The following is a 19,152-nucleotide window of genomic DNA, read 5'->3' on the forward strand; positions in this document are numbered from 1 at the left end:
ACCCATGTAGCGAGAAACCAGACGTTATCGATGCCGATGATGAAGGTGCCAGCCCAGCAGGCCGAGGAACATCAGCGCAACAGCCGCTCCCAGGATCCAGACCAGTTGGTCGTAACTGAGCAGCGGCTTTTCGATGCGCAGGTAACCGGGTTGTTCGAGTAACTGTTTCAGGGCCCGGTTAGCTTGCTTGAGCGTCACCGCACGCAGGCGTCGAACCGGGTCGGCAAAGCGCCCGTCGTCATAGTCGGCCAGGGCACTCCAGTAATAATCGGCCAGGGCGCTATTGCCCTGCACAGCCCAGGCCTGGCGGGCGATGGCGGCCTGTTTGAGGCGCTCGAAGGCCACCGGATCAAGACCGTTTTTCAGCAGGTCCGCCTTGAATGCTTCCAGCACTTGCTGCGCTTGCGCCAGGTTGTCGCGCTCCAGATCGGCATTCAAACTCATGAAACCTACGCCGCCGAAGACTTCGCGCTCGGCCGAAGGGCCATAGGACAGTCCGTGTGCCAGGCGTAATTGGCGGTACAGCGCCCAGTCCAGGTAGTCCTTGAGTAGGGAAAAGGTCTCGTCGTATTGGTCGTCAAGGACCGGCTCGGGAAACAGCCAGTGCAATTTGGCCGAGTCGCCAAGCCAGCCATGGATAAGATTACGCTCGGCTTCGGCGGGTTGTTGCAGTTGGGGCAAGTCTGGGTGCTGGCGGGGATCGACCGGTTTGAGCCGGCCATAGGTGCGCTCCAGGTAGGCCGGCAGCAGGCGGTCGAGATCACCGACGATAATCAGCGTCATGTTGTTGGGGGCGTACCACTGCTGGCGCACGTCCTCAAGCTGTTCACGGGTCAGCGGCTGGACATCGGGTCGTTCCCTGCACTTGAGCCCCAACTCCATCGCCAGTTGATTGCTTGCGTTGTGGCTCAGGTCCTGGCGATCGAGCCAGCGCTGCAAATGCGAGGCGTGCCCGCCATCTTCACGCTCGACCACCTGTTTGGCGGCCTGGACGGCATGGTCATCAATTCGAGTCTGGGTCAGCAGGGCCAGCAGCAGATCCAGTACCTTGCGCTGGTTTTTCGCTGGAGCCTCAATCACAAAAGTGGTGTCGGCGTTACTGGTGTAGGCATTCCACTCGCCACCCAGGCCTTGCATGCGCTCCTCGAGCCCGCCCTCACCGCCCGCGTCGATGCCGCTGAACAGCACGTGCTCCAACAGATGCGGCAATTCCTTTTCGGTACAGGAAAAGTCGTCGAGCCCGACGCCGACCACCAGGCGAATTGCCACGTGCCCACGCTCGCTGCTGGGTTTGAGCAGGATTTGCAGGCCATTGCGCAGCACATAGCCTTCGACCTGCAAGCGGTCCAATGCCCAGGTAAAGCTGGACCCAAACAGCAGGCATGCAAACAACAGACAACGCATAACGACTTTCCTGGCGGGTAGTTGCGGGGCGAAGAGTTTTCCCCAGGTTTTGCAAATGACTACCGGCAACACTAGACGTTCAGGGTGAATGGGTGATGTCGGCCAAGTCATCGACGGCCAGTGCTCCGGTTTCCGAGGTTTCCAGGACCGCGTAGGCGCTGCTGCAGAATAGAGAGTTCAAGCGTTTCATATCGGCGATCAGCTCCAGGTGCAGCGAGCTGGTTTCCAGGCTTTGCACGATTTTGCGTTGCAGGCGGCTCACATGGGCATGGGCCAGGCGTCTTTCCTGCGCACGGAAGCGGCGCTTCTCGCGCAGCAGTTGCCGGGCACTTTCCTTGTCGGCGCTGAGAAACACTGACAGCCCCAGACGCAGATTGGCGATCAGTTGATGGTGCAAGCCGGTGAGCTCTTCCAGTCCTATGTCGGAAAACGAACGGCGCTGTGAAGTCTTTTGCTGTTGGACCTTGCGCAGCATGCGTTCGATCAGGTCCGAGGCAAGCTTCAAATTGATCGCCAGTTCGATGATTTCCGCCCAGCGTCGGCTGTCCTGCTCGCTCAAGTCTTCTCGGGGCATCTGCGCCAGATACAGCTTGATCGCGCTGTACAGCCCTTCGATGTCATCACTGAGACGGCGCATTTCCTGGGTCACGGCGGTTTGCTTGCCGCGCAACACGTCGAGCATGGCTTCGAGCATGTTATCGAGCAGGTCGCCCATGCGCAGAGTCTCGCGCGCGGCATTGGCCATGGCCAGGCTCGGCGTGGCCAGGGCCGTAGGGTCCAGGTGCCGGGGCTTGGCCAGGCCATTGGCTTCCGGACGCTCCGGTAGCAGCCAGGCGCACAGTCGCGCCATCGGGCTGACGGTAGGCAACAGCACCAGGCAGCGCGCGGTGTTGTAGAGCAAATGGAAGCCGATCACCAGACCTTGGGCGCTGTAGTCGAGGCTGTCCATCCAGTGCACCAGCGGGTCGAGTACCGGGATGATCAAGAGCAGGCCGATCAGCTTGTACAGCAGGCTGCCCAGCGCCACCTGGCGGCCAGCGGCGTTCTGCATGCTAGTGCTGAGAAAGGCCAGCACCCCGCTGCCAATGTTGGCGCCGATCACCAGGCCGATGGCCACTGGAAGGCTGATCACCCCGGCACCGGCCAGGGTTGCGGTCAGCAGGACGGCGGCCAGGCTGGAGTAGGAAATCATCGCGAACAGCGCGCCGATCAGCGCATCGAGGAGGATGTCGCCAGTCAGCGAGGCAAAGATGACTTTGACGCCCTGGGCATGGGTGATGGGCGCCGCGGCTTCGACAATCAACTGCAGTGCCAGGATGATCAGCCCCAGACCAATCGCCACCCGGCCCATTTGGCCGACCCGGGTTTGTTTGCGTGAAAGGAACAGGATCACGCCGACGAAAATCAGCAACGGCGACAGCCACGACAGGTCGAGGGTCAGCACCCGCGCCATCAGCGCGGTCCCGACGTCGGCCCCGAGCATGGTCGCCAGGGCTGGGGTCAACGCCATCAGGCCTTGGCCGACAAACGAGGTCACCAGCATGGCTGTGGCATTGCTGCTCTGGACCATGGCGGTCACCAGGATCCCGGCGATAAAGGCCAGCCAGCGCTTGGACATGTTGCGCCCAATGACATGGCGCAGGTTAGAGCCGTAGACCCGCAGGATGCCGGTTCGGACGATGTGCGTGCCCCAGATCAGCAAGGCCACGGCGGATAACAAATTGAGCAGGGTCAGCATGACAGGCCCCCTGGTTGAATAGCGTCCCAAAGGGACAAGTCAGCAGTACCGCGCGTTTTTTCTACATTCTGTACTTAAGCTGTAGTTGGCTTACGGTCTGGACGCCAGCATCGCATAGCTAAAGAGTGCATTGAAACAAAACTGTCATGAAAACAGCTTCATGCAGGCGTGAAAAAGGGGCCTGCGAAGGCCCCTCTCCATGACAACCGGCTTCAATTACTGACCCGGGATGTCCTTGCGCAGTTTCACAGGATCCTGCTGCTTCCTCTTTTTCGCGATGGCAGTGCGCAACTTGATGTTGATCGCTTCCACCGCCAGCGAGAAGGCCATGGCGAAGTACACGTAGCCTTTTGGAATGTGCACTTCGAACGATTCGGCGATCAACACCGTACCGACCACCAGCAGGAACGACAGTGCGAGCATTTTCAGCGACGGGTGTTTGTCGATGAACTCGCTGATGGTACCGGCCGCCAGCATCATCACCAGGACGGCGACGACGATTGCCGCGACCATTACCGGCACGTGGGAAACCATGCCTACCGCGGTAATCACCGAATCCAGGGAGAACACAATGTCGATGATCGCGATCTGGATGATGGTGTAGAGGAAGTTACCGCCTTTGCCGCTAGGCTCGTCAGAGGTTTCGTCTTCACCTTCCAGCGCGTGGTACATCTCCTGGGAGCTTTTCCACAGCAGGAACAGACCACCGAAGAACAGGATCAGGTCGCGTCCGGAAATGCCCTGGCCGAAGACCACGAACAGGTCGGCGGTCAGGCGCATGACCCAGGTGATCGACAGCAGCAACAGGATCCGGGTGATCATGGCCAGGGCCAGACCGAAGATCCGGGTGCGCGCCTGCATGTGCTTGGGCATGCGGCTGACCAGAATCGAAATCATGATGATGTTGTCGATGCCCAGGACGATTTCCAGGGCCGTCAGTGTCAAGAAGGCAACCCAGATCTCTGGGTTGGTCAGCCATTCCATGTGTATTCCTTTGAGGATGTGTTAAACCACGCCGCCAGCGGCTTCAAAACTCGAAGTCTAGCTGGCGGCGCGGTGAGTGGGTGCGCTTACAGGGTGCTGAACAGCGGAAATATCCCCATCAGCAACGCGGCGAACATTATGCACAGGCAAACCAGAACTGCCCACTTGAGGGTGAAGCGCTGGTGGTCGCCGAACTCGATCCCGGCCAACGCCACCAGCAGGTAGGTCGACGGCACCAGCGGGCTGAGCAGGTGAACGGGTTGCCCGACGATCGAAGCACGGGCCATTTCCACGGCAGTGATGCCGTAGTGACTGGCGGCTTCGGCGAGAACCGGTAACACACCGTAATAAAATGCGTCGTTGGACATGAAGAAAGTGAACGGCATGCTCACCAGGGCAGTGATCACCGCCAGGTACGGCCCGAGGAAGTCCGGGATGACCGCCAGCAGGCTTTTGGACATGGCGTCAACCATACCGGTGCCGGTCAGGATGCCGGTGAAAATACCGGCAGCGAAGATCAGCCCGACCACCGCCAATACGCTCCCGGCATGGGCCGCGACGCGGTCTTTCTGCTGCTGCAGGCACGGGTAGTTGACGATCATCGCGATACTGAACGCAACCATGAACAGCACCGGCAATGGCAGCAGGCCAGCGATCAGGGCACACATCAGGCCCAGGGTCAGGGCACCGTTGAACCAGATCAGCTTCGGACGACGGGCATCCGGGAACTGCGAAACGCTGATTTCGCTGTGGTCGATTTCATCGCCTGCCAGGTGCAGTTCGCCCAGGCGTGCGCGCTCACGTTTACCGTACATGTAGGCAATTGCCAGGATCGCCACGACACCGGCCAACATCGCCGGGATCATCGGTACGAAGATGTCAGAAGGATCGACATGCAGAGCGCTGGCGGCCCGTGCGGTCGGGCCACCCCATGGGGTCATGTTCATCACGCCGCCGGCGAGGATGATCAGACCGGCCATGATCCGCGGGCTCATGCCGATGCGGCTGTACAGCGGCAGCATGGCGGCGACGCAGATCATGTAGGTGGTGGCGCCGTCACCGTCCAGGGAAACCACAAGCGCCAGCACGGCAGTACCGACCGACACTTTGAGCGGGTCACCCTTGACCAGCTTGAGGATCTTGCGCACGGCCGGGTCGAACAGGCCGGAGTCGATCATCAAGGCGAAATAGAGGATGGCGAACATCAGCATCACCCCGGTCGGGGCCAGCTTGGTGATGCCTTCGAGCATCATCGGGCCGATTTTCGGCGCGAAACCACCGAACAGGGCAAACAGGATCGGCACGATGATCAGGGCGATCAGCGCGGACAGGCGCTTGGTCATGATCAGGTACATGAACGTGATGACCATGGCAAAGCCAAGGAAAGTCAGCATGGGAATACTCCAGGCGTAGCGCGTCTAGGGAATGGCGGACCGGATCGGGTCAGCGCAGAACGGGAAGCACGAGGCGTACGAAGGGAGTCGGGGCGTACAGGCGGGTATGAGCGGACATCAGGATCACCATTGTTGTTGTTAATTGGGCCGGGCGAACTGTTTAAAAGTCGCGTTGGCCAACCGGTCTATTGCCGGCAGTGAGGGCGATCCTAGTCGGCAAACCTTTCAACCAGCTTTCGCATGTAGAAATGTCTGACGAGGTGTTCAGGTAAATCTTACGGGCCTAAAGTAGAACGAAGTCGATGGTCGAGGGAGAGCGGGAATGAACCCAGTGCATGAGGGTGGCTGCCATTGTGGTCGGCTGCGTTATGAAATCAGCGGGCCGTTGCGCGACATTGCCCATTGTCATTGCTCGATCTGTCGGCGGGTCAGCGGTGGTTTGGTGACCACCTGGATCACCCTGCCCCATTCAAGCTTCCGATGGCTGGCGGGGACTCCGGCGCGCTACGACTCTTCGCCCAGTTGCGCGCGTTATTTCTGCGCGGATTGCGGTGCGCATCTGACGCTGATCACCCACCTGAGCCCGGAAAGTATCGACGTGACCATCGCCACCTTCGATCACCCCAAACTGGCGCCCGCAGACCGGCATATCTGGACCGATAGCCGGCTGCCATGGCTGCATCTGGATGAACACTTGCCCGAGGAGCGGGAAGAAACCCTCTAGTCTGGCGAGTCAGGGCAATTCCAATCCACCGGCGGCCTTGTGCAGCGCACGCAGGTGTTCGCCCAACTGCTTGACATTGGCTTCGTTGGCCGCGATCTCTGTTGCGCGCTCCGGTTCCAGCAGGGCCCGAGCCTCTTTGTCCAGTTCTCCGGTCAAGGCCAACAGAGTCTTCTGTCGACTGCTGCTTTCCGCCTCCAGGCGTTGCCACTCATTGGCCTGGGGCAAGCCATACCCGCCTCGATCGAGCAATTCCGCCGGACGACTGAGGAAGCCGCTGTTGAGCAGGATCTGCTGCAAGGTCTGATTGGCGCGGTCCATGCCACCGTTTTCCAGCTCACGGGCGTTCAGGTAGCGCTCTTTCACTTCGTTCTGGGCCAACAACAACTGTTGGCGGAAGCTCGCCTGTTCCAGCAGCAGCAAGGCGGCGCTGGTGCGCAGATCGGCCTGGTCAAACCATTTGCGCCGTTCGGCGGCGCTGCTGCTGAGCCAGTCCTCGACCTTGTCCTGTTTGATCGGCAAGTGCTTTTTCAAGACCTCGAACATCGCTTGATAGCGGTCGCGGAACGAGTCGAAGCGATAACCCAGGCGTAAGGCTTCCTTCGGGTCATCGAGTACGCTGGTGTCCGCCAGGCCTCTGCCTTTGAGCACTTCGAGCAAACCGTTGGGCATGATGCTGTCGAGTCCGACCAACTGCGAGTTGTTGCTGCCGCTGCGCAGCAGTTTGAGGTTCTCCACCGCGCAGTTATTGGACAGGAAGAAGTAATTGCCGTCGTAGCTCCAGTGCATTTCCGCCGCGTGCTCGACCGTTTCGTTGATTTCACTGCGTGACAGGTTCAGTGGCACCGATGCCAGGCTGCGCAGTTCGGTCTTGGTGTATTCGTCGATGACCTGGGACAGCGGCAGGATAAACAGGCGCGACGGGTACTTGCCCACCAGGCCGCCCCAGCTCGACAGCTGTACGTCGCCGACAAAGGCGCGGTAGGACAGCACCAGCGAGTATTCGAGGTCGAGCCGGCAATCCGGTCCGCGTGGGCGGCCGGGCGCGCAGATCACCAGGCGCAACATGCTGTGGCCCCAACGGCTGACCAGATTCTGATTGGCTTCGGCCAGCAGATAGTCGATGGCGTAGACCCGCTCCGGATCGACCTTGCCCAGGGGCTGTTTGGCAAAGTCATTGCCGGCGTTCAAGAAGGCGAACGAAGTGGCGCAGGTATTTTTTGCCGCCGGCGCCCAGCCGAAGTGCGTCTGGTAGTAGCGGTACAGCGCCGGACGGCGACAAGCGTAGCTCGGGTCGAGGAGGAAGTACTCCATGTTGACCGCGACAAACTCCTTGGGACTGCTGGTCTCGTAGAGGTCCGGGCTGCGGGCGATCTGCCGGTTGTGCTGTTCGCGCTCGCCGCGGCGGCCGACGTACTGCTGCCAGCCGGCCAGGTCGAGCAGGCGCGGGTCATCGCTCAGGGTGAAGCGACGGTCGTTCTGGCCGCGGCATTGATCAGGCATGCCGATCAGGCCGGCGCTGTTGTTGCGGCGGGTGCAGCGCTGGATCAGCAGGCGTTCGGAATCGGACCACAGGCGCGCACGGTCATAAATATGGGTGAGTTCGTGAAGGACGGTGGCGAGCAGTTCCCGGCGCACCGTGCCATGGGGGCGATTGGTGTTTTTGCTCGCGGCGCTGCCGTCGGTCAGGCTGGCGAGCAGCTTGCGATTGAGGTCGAGCTCGGACACCAGGGATGCCTGACCGTAGGCATTGGCCGGCATCTTGTCGGTCCAGCCGACATCGATACGCCGGTCCAGTTGCTCGATGAAGCGCGGCGGCAATGCCTGCAGCGCTTCATCCAGCAAGGCCTGGCTGGCCTGTTGTTCGGCTGGGCTCAGGCCCTCGCGCTTGAGCTGCAGTTGCAGGCCGGCGTGCGCCGTGGTGCCGAACAGCAGGACGAAGGTGGCCAGCAGCCAGGCGACGACCGGCCTCACAGTGCGAGGATGGCTTCGGCGAGTACCTGGTCACTGGCATCGCGGGCTTCCGGCACGCGGGTGCGCAAGGTTTCAAAGGCCGCTTCCAGGTGCGCGCCACGGATATCGCCATTGCTGGCAACAAAGCTGGCGGCATCGTCCTGGGCATCGCGCACGACTTTCGAGTCACGGATGGACGTGGTGGTGTCCGAGGTGAAATCCAGGGTGCGCTGGGAGGCACGGATAATGATGTTACTGGTGGCTACCAGGGTGTGGGCCTGGGCCACGTCGGCCAACAACAGCAGGCCTAGGGTGGCAGCAATCAGCGGGCTACGCATGGAACGACTCCGGAATAACAGGGAATAACTATTGGACGAGAATTGCTTGCGCCAGTTCAAGGTCACTTGCATGAAGTTTCGCCGGGGCATGCCGCAGGTAACTCAGGGCAGACTCCAGGCGTGCGCCTCGTAATCGGCCGTTGCTGGCAACAAACGCGGCGGCATCATCGTGCGCGGAGAGCAGCAGTTTATGGTCGAAGGGCGCGGCGGTCACCATGCTTGTGGCATAGGCGCTGATGACCAGGTTCTGCGTGGTCAGGTCCATGGCATGCGCCGGGTTGAACCAGCAGGCGAACAGTGTGGCGGGGACGTAAAGTGCTTTTGAAAGAAAACCCATGGGACTCGACAGTTGGAAGCGAGACCCAAGGCTAGCGCAATGCCTGTGCCAGAGCCAAGCATTGCAAGGCGCGGCAGCGGACTGCCGCGTTTTTACGCGGCAATCAGATGGTCAGGATTGCCTGAGCCAGCTGCGCGTCGGTCGCGCTCAACTGTGGAACCTGCTTGCGGATGTGCTCCAGGGCACTTTCCAGACGCACGCCACGGATTTCACCTTCGCTGGCCACGAAGCTGGCCGCATCATCACGCGCTGCGCGGACGATTTTGTCGTCACGGAACGAAGAGGTGACATCGGAGGTGGCGTCGGACGTGGCTTTCAGCGCGCCGACGATCGCATCAGTGGTCACAATGAAGCTGGTAGCGTGCGCATTGGCAGCCACGGCCAGCAGGGCTGCAGCGCTGAGCAGACGAAGACGGGACATGGGGTAACTCCTGTTTATGAAAAAAATATGGCGCCGAGCACGCCAGGCGATCACCGCAAAATAGGTCGCGCCTGAAAGCTCAGACGTCAGCCACGCAGCAGTCGCCACTTGATATCGATGATAGTAGGCCCTTGGTAAGGCGTTAGAACAGTCTTGTGCTGTTTAGTTGCGCCACTTACTGCCAAAACGAGCGCTCCAGTTCGGCCATGCGTTCGCAGTGGCTGATGCCTATATCGGACAGTTGCTGCTCGTTGAGTTGGGCCAACAAGCGTCGGGTCCGCGCCCTCTCCAGGCTCCTGCCCCAGGCAGCGAACAGTCTGCGGACCAAGCGCCATGCAGCGAGCCGCGGGCGGCGTGGCAGAGGAGTATCCAGTGAACGGTCCATGATCTGATCCTCGCGATAAGGCTGGAAGAGCAGCCTTGGGAGATCATGGTGAGCGATTCGCAATTTATGTATCAGTGACACCTGCGCTGAATTGTACTGGTTCAGTCTGTTGATTTATTAAACTGTACCTGTTGCGAGTATCCGCTTCTGTATCTGTGTTTTCCTGACCCTGAAACGACAAGACCCGTCGCGGTTTCCCGCGACGGGTCTTGTGTGTGCAATTCAAAGTGCTGGCGGTGGACCCAGGGGGTCAGAGCCAGCGACGCTAAGTTAGCGCCAGAACGGCTTGCTCAGCTCTTCGAAGCGTTGTGCTTCGCTAATCCCTGCGTCAGCCAGCAGACGCGAATCCAGGCGAGCCAGTTGATGGCGGCTGGAGATGCGGCGCTGCCACAGCATCAGGTTGGCGAGAACGCGAAGAGGCATGGAAGCCTGGGATTTTGCAGCTTTGTCTTCGAAGAACAGCTCGGAACTGAGTGTACGTTCCATGGTTGACATCCTTCCGCTTGTGGCGGGATTAGGTAGTGGTTTAACTGGTGCCCATGATCCTCTCGTTTGGCCAGTCTCTGTAGATACAGTTCACCTGTATTGTGAGAGACCAGTTAACTGTTAAAGGGTGCTGTGCTGGTCAAAATTGAGGCAACTGTACCTGTGCGCACTAACTTAGTGCGTTTTCGTTGATTTAGCATCGGAAGGTAGGGAAATACGGTAGGAAAAGACCGGTACAGCAGTACAGTTTTTGTTAGGATCGAGCGAGGGAATGGCGGGCTGACGAAAAACTGTTTGCGTCAGCCGCCATCTGTATCAATTACACCGCCAGCATGCGCCCGGTTTCTTCCAGGTTCATGTGCCAACTCAGGGCATCACGCAGGATGTGCGGAGTGTGCCCGCCCAGTGCGCAGGCCTTCTCGAAGTAATCGTTGAGTGCCTGGCGATAGTCCGGGTGGACACAGTTGTCGATCACTGCCCGGGCACGTTCGCGTGGCGCCAGGCCGCGCAGGTCGGCGAGGCCGATCTCGGTGACGAGGATGTCGACGTCGTGCTCGGTGTGGTCAACGTGGCTGACCATCGGCACCACGCTGGATATCGCCCCGCCCTTGGCAATCGACTTGGTGACGAAGATTGCCAGGTGCGCGTTGCGGGCAAAATCGCCCGAGCCGCCAATGCCGTTCATCATTCGCGTGCCGCACACGTGCGTCGAGTTGACGTTGCCGTACAGGTCGAACTCCAGCGCGGTGTTGATGCCGATGATGCCCAGGCGACGCACCACTTCCGGGTGGTTGGAGATTTCCTGCGGGCGCAGCACCAGCTTGTCCTTGTAGCGCTCCAGGTTGCCGAACACATCGGCGTTGCGGCGCTCCGACAAGGTGATCGAGCTGCCGGAAGCAAAGCTCAGTTTGCCGGCGTCGATCAGGTCGAAGGTCGAATCCTGCAGGACCTCGGAGTACATGGTCAGGTCGTGGAACGGCGAGTCGATCAAGCCGCACATCACCGAGTTAGCGATGCTGCCAATGCCGGCCTGCAGTGGGCCGAGTTTGTCAGTCATGCGCCCGGCGTCCACTTCCTGCTTGAAGAAGTCGATCAGGTGATCGGCAATGGCCTGGGTTTCGCTGTCCGGCGGCAGCACCGTGGATGGCGAGTCCGACTGGTTGGTGACGACGATGGCGACAATCTTGTCCGCCGGGATCGGGATTGCAGTGCTGCCGATGCGGTCGTCGACCTGGGTCAGCGGGATCGGCGTGCGGGTCGGCCGGTAGGTCGGGATATAGATGTCGTGCAGGCCTTCCAGATTCGGGTTGTGCGCCAGGTTGATCTCGACGATCACCTGCTTGGCGAAAATCGCGAAGCTGGCGGAGTTGCCGACCGACGTGGTGGGTACGATGTGGCCTTGTTCGGTGATGGCCACAGCCTCGATCACCGCAATGTCCGGCAGCTTGAGCTGCTTGTTGCGCAACTGCTCCACGGTTTCCGACAGGTGCTGGTCGATGAACATTACCTCGCCGGCATTGATTGCCTTGCGCAGGGTGCTGTCGACCTGGAACGGCATGCGACGAGCCAGCACGCCCGCTTCGGTCAGCTGTTTGTCGAGGTCGTTGCCCAGGCTGGCGCCGGTCATCAGGCTGATCTTCAGCGGCGTGACCTTGGCGCGCTCTGCCAGCGCATGGGGCACGGCCTTGGCCTCGCCGGCGCGGGTAAAGCCGCTCATGCCGACGGTCATGCCGTCCTCAATCAGAGCGGCGGCATCGGCGGCGCTCATCACCTTATCCAACAACGAAGGCAAGCGAATACGGTCACGGTACATGGTTGTTATCTCGGGCAACGGAAGCAAGATGCGCAGTCTAGAGATTTCGCAAAAATTCGTCCCGCTACCATGGTCGAATGCCGACCGCCGATTTAGAGCCTTTGGTCGGGTTTCATGGAGTAATAAAAAACCCCAGCCTATTGCAGGCCGGGGTTTTGGGTATTGCGCTGGAGCAATGTTTTATTCGACAGCCTTGACCATGTCCTCGATGACTTTCTTCGCGTCGCCGAAGACCATCATGGTTTTGTCGAGGTAGAACAGTTCGTTGTCCAGACCGGCATAGCCGCTGGCCATCGAGCGCTTGTTGACGATGATGGTCTTGGCCTTGAAGGCCTCGAGAATCGGCATGCCGGCGATCGGCGACTTGGGATCGTTCTTCGCCGCCGGGTTGACCACGTCGTTGGCGCCCAGCACCAGTACCACGTCGGCCTGGCCGAACTCGGAGTTGATGTCTTCCATCTCGAACACCTGGTCGTACGGCACTTCGGCCTCGGCCAGCAATACGTTCATGTGGCCAGGCATCCGGCCAGCAACCGGGTGGATCGCATATTTCACGGTCACGCCGCGGTGCGTCAGCTTTTCGGTCAGTTCCTTGAGCGCGTGCTGTGCCCGTGCCACTGCCAGGCCGTAGCCCGGAACGATGATCACGGTGTCGGCGTTGGTCAGCAGGAAGGTCGCGTCGTCAGCCGAGCCCGATTTCACCGGACGAGCTTCTTGCGAGCCGGCTGGACCGCCAGCGTCGGCACTGTTGCCGAAGCCGCCGAGCAGAACGTTGAAGAACGAACGGTTCATCGCCTTGCACATGATGTACGAGAGGATTGCACCGGACGAACCCACCAGCGAACCTGCGATGATCAGCATCGAGTTGTTCAGCGAGAAACCGATACCGGCCGCCGCCCAGCCCGAGTAACTGTTGAGCATCGACACCACCACTGGCATGTCGGCGCCGCCAATCGGGATGATGATCAGCACGCCCAGCACGAAGGCCAGGGCCAGCATCAGGGCGAAGGCGCCGAGGTTGCCGGTCAGCATGAACATGATGCCCAGGCCCAGTGTCGCCAAGCCCAGGATCAGGTTGACCTTGTGTTGGCCGCTGAACTGTACCGGTGCGCCCTGGAACAGGCGGAACTTGTACTTGCCCGAGAGTTTGCCGAACGCGATCACCGAGCCGGAGAAGGTAATCGCACCGATGGCGGCACCGAGGAACAGTTCCAGGCGGTTACCGGCCGGAATCGCGTCGCCCAGTTGCTTGACGATGCCCAGGGACTGCGGCTCGACCACGGCGGCAATCGCAATGAACACGGCGGCCAGGCCGATCATGCTGTGCATGAACGCGACCAGTTCCGGCATCTTGGTCATTTCAACGCGCTTGGCCATGATCGAACCAGCAGTGCCGCCGACCAACAGCCCGACAATGACATAACCGATACCAGCGGTGGCAAGCTCTGCGCCCAGCTTATAGATGAGGCCCACAGTTGTGAGGATCGCCAGCGCCATGCCGAGCATGCCGAACAGGTTGCCGCGTCGCGAGGTGGTGGGGTGCGACAGGCCTTTGAGGGCTTGGATGAAGCAGATCGACGCGATCAAGTAGAGCGTCGTTACGAGGTTCATGCTCATTACTTCGGCGCCTCTTCTTTTACGGCTTTCGGGGCTTTTTTCTTGAACATCTCAAGCATGCGTCGGGTGACCAGGAAGCCACCAAAGACGTTCACTGCCGCCAGTGCGACAGCCAGGGTGCCCATGGTTTTGCCCAGCGGGGTCACGGTCAGGGCGGCGGCCAGCATGGCGCCGACAATCACGATTGCAGAAATGGCGTTGGTAACGGCCATCAACGGCGTGTGCAAGGCGGGTGTAACGTTCCAGACCACGTGGTAACCGACATAAATCGCCAGCACGAAGATGATCAGGTTGTAGATACCGGGGGAGATAAGCTCTTCCATCGTCTGAATCCCTGCTTAGGCGTTTTTGCGGATGACTTGGCCGTCGCGGCACATCAGGCACGCGGCGACGATGTCGTCTTCGAGGTTGATCTCGAACTGGCCTTCCTTGGTGAAAACCAGTTTCAGGAAGTCCAGCAGGTTGCGCGCATACAGCGCCGAAGCGTCTGCACCGACCTGGGCGGCCAGGTTGGTCGGACCACAAATGGTCACGCCGTGGGCCACGATCACCTGATCGGCGACGGTCAGCGGGCAGTTGCCGCCTTGCGCAGCAGCCAGGTCTATGACTACCGAGCCAGGCTTCATTTGCGCAACGGTTTCCGCGCTCAGCAACACCGGTGCCTTGCGGCCGGGAATCAGCGCAGTGGTGATGACGATGTCGGCTTGCTTGGCGCGCTCGTGCACCGCCTGGGCCTGACGCTGCATCCAACTGGCGGGCATTGGGCGTGCATAACCACCGACACCGACCGCGCACTCACGCTCTTCATCGGTTTCGTAAGGCACGTCGACGAACTTGGCGCCCAGGGATTCGATCTGTTCCTTCACCGCCGGACGCACGTCGGACGCTTCGATCACCGCACCCAGGCGCTTGGCCGTGGCGATGGCCTGCAGACCCGCGACGCCGGCGCCGAGAATCAGCACGCGAGCCGCTTTGACGGTGCCCGCAGCGGTCATCAGCATCGGCATGAAGCGCGGATAGTGGTGAGCTGCCAGCAGTACGGCTTTATAGCCGGCAATGTTGGCTTGCGAGGAAAGCACATCAAGGCTTTGCGCACGGGAGGTGCGCGGCGCGGCTTCCAGGGAAAAGGCGGTGATACCGGCCTCGGCCAGCTTGGCAATGGTTTCATTGCTGAACGGGTTGAGCATGCCAACCAGCACGGTGCCGCTTTTGATCAGGCTCAGTTCGCTATCGCTGGGGGCGACAACCTTGAGGATCAGCTCTGCACCAAATGCATCGTTGGCGCTGCCAATCACTGCACCTGCCGCTTCATAAGCACTGTCGACAACGCTGGCATTGATGCCGGCGCCGGTTTGCACAGTGACTTTATGACCCTGGCCGATCAGCTTCTTGATGGTTTCCGGGGTTGCAGCAACCCGCGTTTCACCGGTCTGGGTCTCGAGAGGAACACCAATGTGCACGTCAAATCTCCTGCTTGATCTTATTGCTTTCGATCTTTCTTAGAAGGCCAGCGCACTGCGGAGGGTGCGACTGGGGCGGCCGATCAGCACGACCCCGCTGTATTCAAGGCGGGGCGCGGCATTTTGCAGGCGAACTAAGTGGCCTTCAAGGGATTATGACGGGTGACGGAAAATTAACTACAAGTCACCCCGTGACCGAATGTCGCAACCCACCGTTAAAGTTCCGTCTAGCCCGTGGCTTGTGGGGATTGTCGGGAGAAAATAGTAATTTACGCATCGGCTATATGAATGATGCGCCATTGCTTCGCCTGGGCGTCTGAAAGCCGCGTGGTTGGCAGTCTGTGGGACGATTGTGCCGTTTTGAGTACAGTCTGTGGAAATGCGACATAAAGTTATATCTGTAGGGCTTAAATTTTATTGACTACGGGGTCAAATTACTGCGAAAGGCCCATTCTATCTATGTTGTAGCTGTGCGCCTGGTGGATCAACCAGTCCCGAAAGGCGCGTAAAGAGGCGGATTCAACCTTTCGGTCAGGAATCATCAGGTAATACGCCTTGATACTCGACAGTGCCTGCGGGTTGGCAATCACCAGTCTTTGCTCGGCCAACTCGCGTTGAATCAGGAACGGTGGGATCAGTGCGATTCCCATGTCGTGCATGGCCGCTTGGGCGAGCATGGAGAATAGCTCGTAGCGTGGTCCTGTCATGTCGCGGGGGATATTCAGTTGCTGGGCATTGAACCATTGGCGCCATGCATAGGGACGTGTGGTCTGTTGCAACAGTGGCAGTTCGGCAATCCGTTCGGCGCTCAGGTGTGCGTGGTTGTCCAGCAGTGCCGGACTGCAGACTGGCATCGGATTCTCCCCCATCAGACGGTGGGATTCGGTGCCTGGCCAATCGGCATCGCCAAAGTAGATCGCGGCGTCGAACTCAGTGTCGGCGAACAGGAAGGGGCGGGTGCGGTTGGTCAGGTTGACCGTCACTTCCGGGTGTTGCTGCTGGAAATCCTTGAGTCGGGGCAGCAGCCATTGGGTGCCAAAGGTCGGGACTACCGCCAGTTCAATGGTGTTGGCGCCTTGCTGGCCCATGACTGACAAGGTATCCCGCTCGACAGCGTCCAGCTGGGTGGCGACGCGCCGGCTGTAGGAAAGACCGGCTTCAGTGAGCTTCACGCCGCGCCGTGAGCGTCGGAACAGTTCGACGCTGAGGAACTCCTCCAGCCCGGCAATTTGTCGGCAGATGGCGCCTTGGGTGAGGGAAAGCTCATGAGCGGCTTTGGTGAAGCTCTCGTGGCGCGCCGCCGCTTCGAAGCTGATCAGCGCGGCAGTGCTGGGAATTTTGCGGCGCATGTACGGCAACCTCACTAATAAGTCGTATGTTTAGGGCTTGTACCTATTACGGAGTGAGAAATTAGCACAACAGCATGCGAAATCCTCGTTTGCTCAATCCCTGTACGGCGCCTAGGATCATTCCACGATATTTGACCACCTTCGCGAGGACAGGCTCATGGCCGGTAAAGCTAGCTTCAACTGGATCGATCCCCTGCTGCTGGATCAACAGCTCACTGAAGAAGAGCGCATGGTGCGCGACAGCGCTGCGCAGTTTGCGCAGGACAAACTGGCACCACGCATCCTCGAAGCTTTCCGCCATGAAAAGACCGACCCGGCGATCTTCCGTGAAATGGGTGAAATCGGCCTGCTGGGCGCGACTATCCCTGAGCAGTACGGCGGCAGCGGGCTGAACTACGTGTGCTACGGCCTGATCGCCCGTGAGGTTGAGCGCGTCGATTCCGGCTACCGTTCGATGATGAGTGTGCAGTCCTCACTGGTGATGGTGCCGATCAATGAGTTCGGTACCGAAGCGCAAAAGCAGAAGTACCTGCCGAAACTGGCCTCGGGTGAGTGGATTGGTTGCTTCGGTCTGACTGAGCCTAACCATGGTTCCGACCCTGGTTCGATGATCACTCGTGCACGCAAAGTGGAAGGCGGCTACAGCCTGACCGGCAGCAAGATGTGGATCACCAACAGCCCGATCGCCGACGTGTTTGTGGTCTGGGGTAAAGATGATGCGGGCGATATCCGCGGCTTCGTGCTGGAAAAAGGCTGGAAAGGTCTGAGCGCTCCGGCGATCCACGGCAAGGTTGGTCTGCGTGCGTCGATCACCGGCGAGATCGTGATGGACAACGTGTTTGTTCCAGAAGAAAACATCTTCCCGGATGTCCGTGGCCTCAAAGGTCCGTTCACCTGCCTCAACTCGGCGCGCTATGGCATTTCCTGGGGCGCACTGGGCGCGGCCGAGTTCTGCTGGCACACCGCTCGTCAGTACACCCTGGATCGTCAGCAGTTCGGTCGCCCATTGGCAGCCACCCAGTTGATCCAGAAGAAACTGGCGGACATGCAGACCGAGATCACTCTGGCGCTCCAAGGCTGTCTGCGTCTGGGGCGGATGAAGGATGAAGGCACGGCTGCGGTTGAAATCACGTCGATGATGAAGCGCAATTCTTGCGGCAAGTCCTTGGACATCGTACGCATGGCTCGCGACATGCTCGGCGGCAACGGCATTTCCGACGAGTTCGGTGTGGCGCGTCACCTGGTCAACCTTGAGGTGGTGAATACCTACGAAGGCACCCATGACGTTCACGCGCTGATCCTTGGTCGTGCGCAAACCGGTCTCCAGGCGTTCTATTAATAGGAGGGCGGACCATGGGTGCGTTATCGCATTTGCGGGTACTGGATTTATCGCGGGTACTGGCCGGGCCATGGGCCGGCCAGATCCTCGCGGACCTGGGGGCTGAGGTCATCAAGGTCGAGCGTCCGGGCAACGGCGATGACACGCGCGCCTGGGGTCCGCCCTTCCTTAAAGATGCTTACGGCGAGAACACCAGTGAGGCGGCTTATTACCTCTCGGCCAATCGCAACAAACAATCGGTGACCATCGACTTCACCCGAGCCGAAGGTCAGAAGCTGGTGCGCGAGTTGGCGGCCAAGTCAGACATCCTCATTGAAAACTTCAAGGTCGGTGGTCTGGCGGCTTATGGGTTGGATTACGAGTCGCTGAAGGCGATCAATCCTGACTTGATCTACTGCTCGATCACCGGCTTTGGTCAAACCGGGCCCTACGCCAAGCGCGCGGGCTATGACTTCATGATCCAGGGGCTGGGCGGCTTGATGAGCCTGACCGGTCGCCCCGAGGGTGATGAAGGTGCAGGGCCGGTGAAGGTCGGCGTGGCGTTGACGGATATCCTGACCGGGCTGTATTCGACGGTGGCGATCCTGGCGGCGCTGGCGCATCGCGATCACGACGGTGGTGGCCAGCACATCGACATGGCATTGCTGGATGTGCAAGTCGCTTGCCTGGCTAACCAGGCCATGAACTATCTGACCACAGGCGTGGCTCCCAAGCGACTGGGCAACGCCCATCCTAATATAGTGCCGTACCAGGATTTCCCGACAGCGGATGGCGACTTCATCCTCACCGTGGGTAACGACGGGCAGTTTCGCAAGTTTGCCCAGGTGGCCGGTCAGCCACAGTGGGCGGATGATCCGAGGTTTGCCACCAACACCCAGCGTGTAGCGAATCGTGCGGTGCTGATCCCGTTGATTCGTCAGGCGACAGTGTTCAAGACCACCGCGCAGTGGGTGTCCGAGTTGGAACAAGCGGGCGTGCCTTGTGGGCCGATCAATGATCTTTCTCAGGTGTTTGCCGATCCCCAGGTGCAGGCGCGCGGGTTGGCGATCGAGCTGCCCCATGCGTTGGCCGGTTTGGTTCCGCAGGTGGCCAGCCCTATCCGGCTGTCGCAGACGCCCGTGGAGTACCGTCATGCGCCACCTCTTCTGGGGGAGCACACGCTGGAGGTCTTGCAGCGGGTGTTGGGAATGAATGCGGACGCGGTGGCGGCCTTTAAAGAGTCCGGTGTGCTTTAAACGGCTTCTCTATATAGAAGCGTTGCCGTTCCTTGCTTGAACAGAAGGAACGGCATCGTTTTTTGGGCTTTGCGCAACTCATTGATCGAAAAGCAAAATTAGTGGTTGACGCAAGTTTTTATCTGTCTATAATTCGCCCCACTTCCGGCGCAGTCGAAACGGAAAACTCCTTGGTAAA

The 19,152-nt window shown here is 59.8% G+C and carries 18 protein-coding genes; 3 read left to right on the forward strand and 15 right to left on the reverse strand.

What is annotated here, in order from left to right:
• Positions 1-24: 24 nt before the first annotated feature.
• From NR126_RS04950 to NR126_RS04965, 4 genes are all read right to left on the reverse strand, one after another.
• The gene (locus NR126_RS04950) at positions 25-1,404 is read right to left on the reverse strand and encodes a pitrilysin family protein (RefSeq protein ID WP_256829807.1); all 1,380 of its coding nucleotides are present in this window, start codon (positions 1,402-1,404) and stop codon (positions 25-27) included.
• A gap of 79 nt (positions 1,405-1,483) precedes the next feature.
• Complete coding sequence (locus NR126_RS04955) at positions 1,484-3,142, reverse strand: Na/Pi cotransporter family protein (protein ID WP_027616582.1); 1,659 nt, start codon at positions 3,140-3,142, stop codon at positions 1,484-1,486.
• A gap of 216 nt (positions 3,143-3,358) precedes the next feature.
• Positions 3,359-4,126: a TerC family protein gene (locus tag NR126_RS04960; RefSeq protein ID WP_256829808.1), complete on the reverse strand. Its 768-nt coding sequence runs from the start codon at positions 4,124-4,126 to the stop codon at positions 3,359-3,361.
• A gap of 86 nt (positions 4,127-4,212) precedes the next feature.
• Positions 4,213-5,520, reverse strand: a complete 1,308-nt coding sequence (locus tag NR126_RS04965) for a CitMHS family transporter (RefSeq protein WP_027616580.1) — start codon at positions 5,518-5,520, stop codon at positions 4,213-4,215.
• A 322-nt stretch (positions 5,521-5,842) separates the two neighbouring features.
• Between NR126_RS04965 and NR126_RS04970 the strand changes: the two genes are divergently transcribed.
• Positions 5,843-6,244, forward strand: coding sequence for a GFA family protein (locus NR126_RS04970; RefSeq protein ID WP_027616579.1), 402 nt, complete (start codon positions 5,843-5,845; stop codon positions 6,242-6,244).
• 9 nt (positions 6,245-6,253) lie between these two features.
• Here NR126_RS04970 and NR126_RS04975 read toward each other — a convergent pair whose 3' ends face one another.
• The 11 genes from NR126_RS04975 to NR126_RS05025 all read right to left on the reverse strand — a co-directional run bounded on the left by NR126_RS04975 (position 6,254) and on the right by NR126_RS05025 (position 16,400).
• Entirely contained in the window at positions 6,254-8,215 is a 1,962-nt protein-coding gene (locus NR126_RS04975) for a DUF4105 domain-containing protein (RefSeq protein WP_256829809.1), read from the reverse strand.
• Positions 8,212-8,532: a DUF2388 domain-containing protein gene (locus tag NR126_RS04980; protein ID WP_027616577.1), complete on the reverse strand. Its 321-nt coding sequence runs from the start codon at positions 8,530-8,532 to the stop codon at positions 8,212-8,214. Before NR126_RS04980 ends, NR126_RS04975 begins: the two co-directional genes overlap by 4 nt.
• Before the next feature lie 28 nt (positions 8,533-8,560).
• Complete coding sequence (locus NR126_RS04985; protein WP_256829810.1) at positions 8,561-8,869, reverse strand: DUF2388 domain-containing protein; 309 nt, start codon at positions 8,867-8,869, stop codon at positions 8,561-8,563.
• A gap of 103 nt (positions 8,870-8,972) precedes the next feature.
• Entirely contained in the window at positions 8,973-9,290 is a 318-nt protein-coding gene (locus tag NR126_RS04990; protein ID WP_027616575.1) for a DUF2388 domain-containing protein, read from the reverse strand.
• Positions 9,291-9,465: 175 nt separating this feature from the next.
• Positions 9,466-9,675: a DUF1127 domain-containing protein gene (locus tag NR126_RS04995; RefSeq protein WP_027616574.1), complete on the reverse strand. Its 210-nt coding sequence runs from the start codon at positions 9,673-9,675 to the stop codon at positions 9,466-9,468.
• Between the two features lie 270 nt (positions 9,676-9,945).
• Complete coding sequence (locus NR126_RS05000) at positions 9,946-10,161, reverse strand: DUF1127 domain-containing protein (RefSeq protein ID WP_027616573.1); 216 nt, start codon at positions 10,159-10,161, stop codon at positions 9,946-9,948.
• 319 nt (positions 10,162-10,480) lie between these two features.
• On the reverse strand, positions 10,481-11,974 hold the full coding sequence (locus NR126_RS05005; protein ID WP_027616572.1) for an acetyl-CoA hydrolase/transferase family protein: 1,494 nt from the start codon (positions 11,972-11,974) through the stop codon (positions 10,481-10,483).
• Positions 11,975-12,154: 180 nt separating this feature from the next.
• Complete coding sequence (locus NR126_RS05010; RefSeq protein ID WP_027616571.1) at positions 12,155-13,591, reverse strand: NAD(P)(+) transhydrogenase (Re/Si-specific) subunit beta; 1,437 nt, start codon at positions 13,589-13,591, stop codon at positions 12,155-12,157.
• Positions 13,591-13,914, reverse strand: coding sequence for an NAD(P) transhydrogenase subunit alpha (locus NR126_RS05015; RefSeq protein WP_003187010.1), 324 nt, complete (start codon positions 13,912-13,914; stop codon positions 13,591-13,593). The genes NR126_RS05010 and NR126_RS05015 overlap by 1 nt, the downstream gene beginning before the upstream one ends.
• Positions 13,915-13,929: 15 nt before the next feature.
• Positions 13,930-15,051 (reverse strand): Re/Si-specific NAD(P)(+) transhydrogenase subunit alpha, encoded by a 1,122-nt coding sequence (locus tag NR126_RS05020; RefSeq protein WP_027616570.1) that lies wholly within the window; start codon positions 15,049-15,051, stop codon positions 13,930-13,932.
• Positions 15,052-15,485: 434 nt separating this feature from the next.
• A complete protein-coding gene (locus NR126_RS05025; protein WP_027616569.1) occupies positions 15,486-16,400 on the reverse strand; it encodes a LysR family transcriptional regulator in 915 nt (304 codons plus the stop codon).
• A 157-nt stretch (positions 16,401-16,557) separates the two neighbouring features.
• Between NR126_RS05025 and NR126_RS05030 the strand changes: the two genes are divergently transcribed.
• Positions 16,558-17,739 (forward strand): acyl-CoA dehydrogenase, encoded by a 1,182-nt coding sequence (locus tag NR126_RS05030; RefSeq protein WP_105753487.1) that lies wholly within the window; start codon positions 16,558-16,560, stop codon positions 17,737-17,739.
• Positions 17,740-17,753: 14 nt separating this feature from the next.
• Positions 17,754-18,974, forward strand: a complete 1,221-nt coding sequence (locus NR126_RS05035) for a CaiB/BaiF CoA-transferase family protein (protein ID WP_105753486.1) — start codon at positions 17,754-17,756, stop codon at positions 18,972-18,974.
• Positions 18,975-19,152: the final 178 nt, after the last annotated feature.

Origin of the sequence: Pseudomonas sp. Pse1 (assembly GCF_024519635.1) — a bacterium.
Classification (GTDB): domain Bacteria; phylum Pseudomonadota; class Gammaproteobacteria; order Pseudomonadales; family Pseudomonadaceae; genus Aquipseudomonas.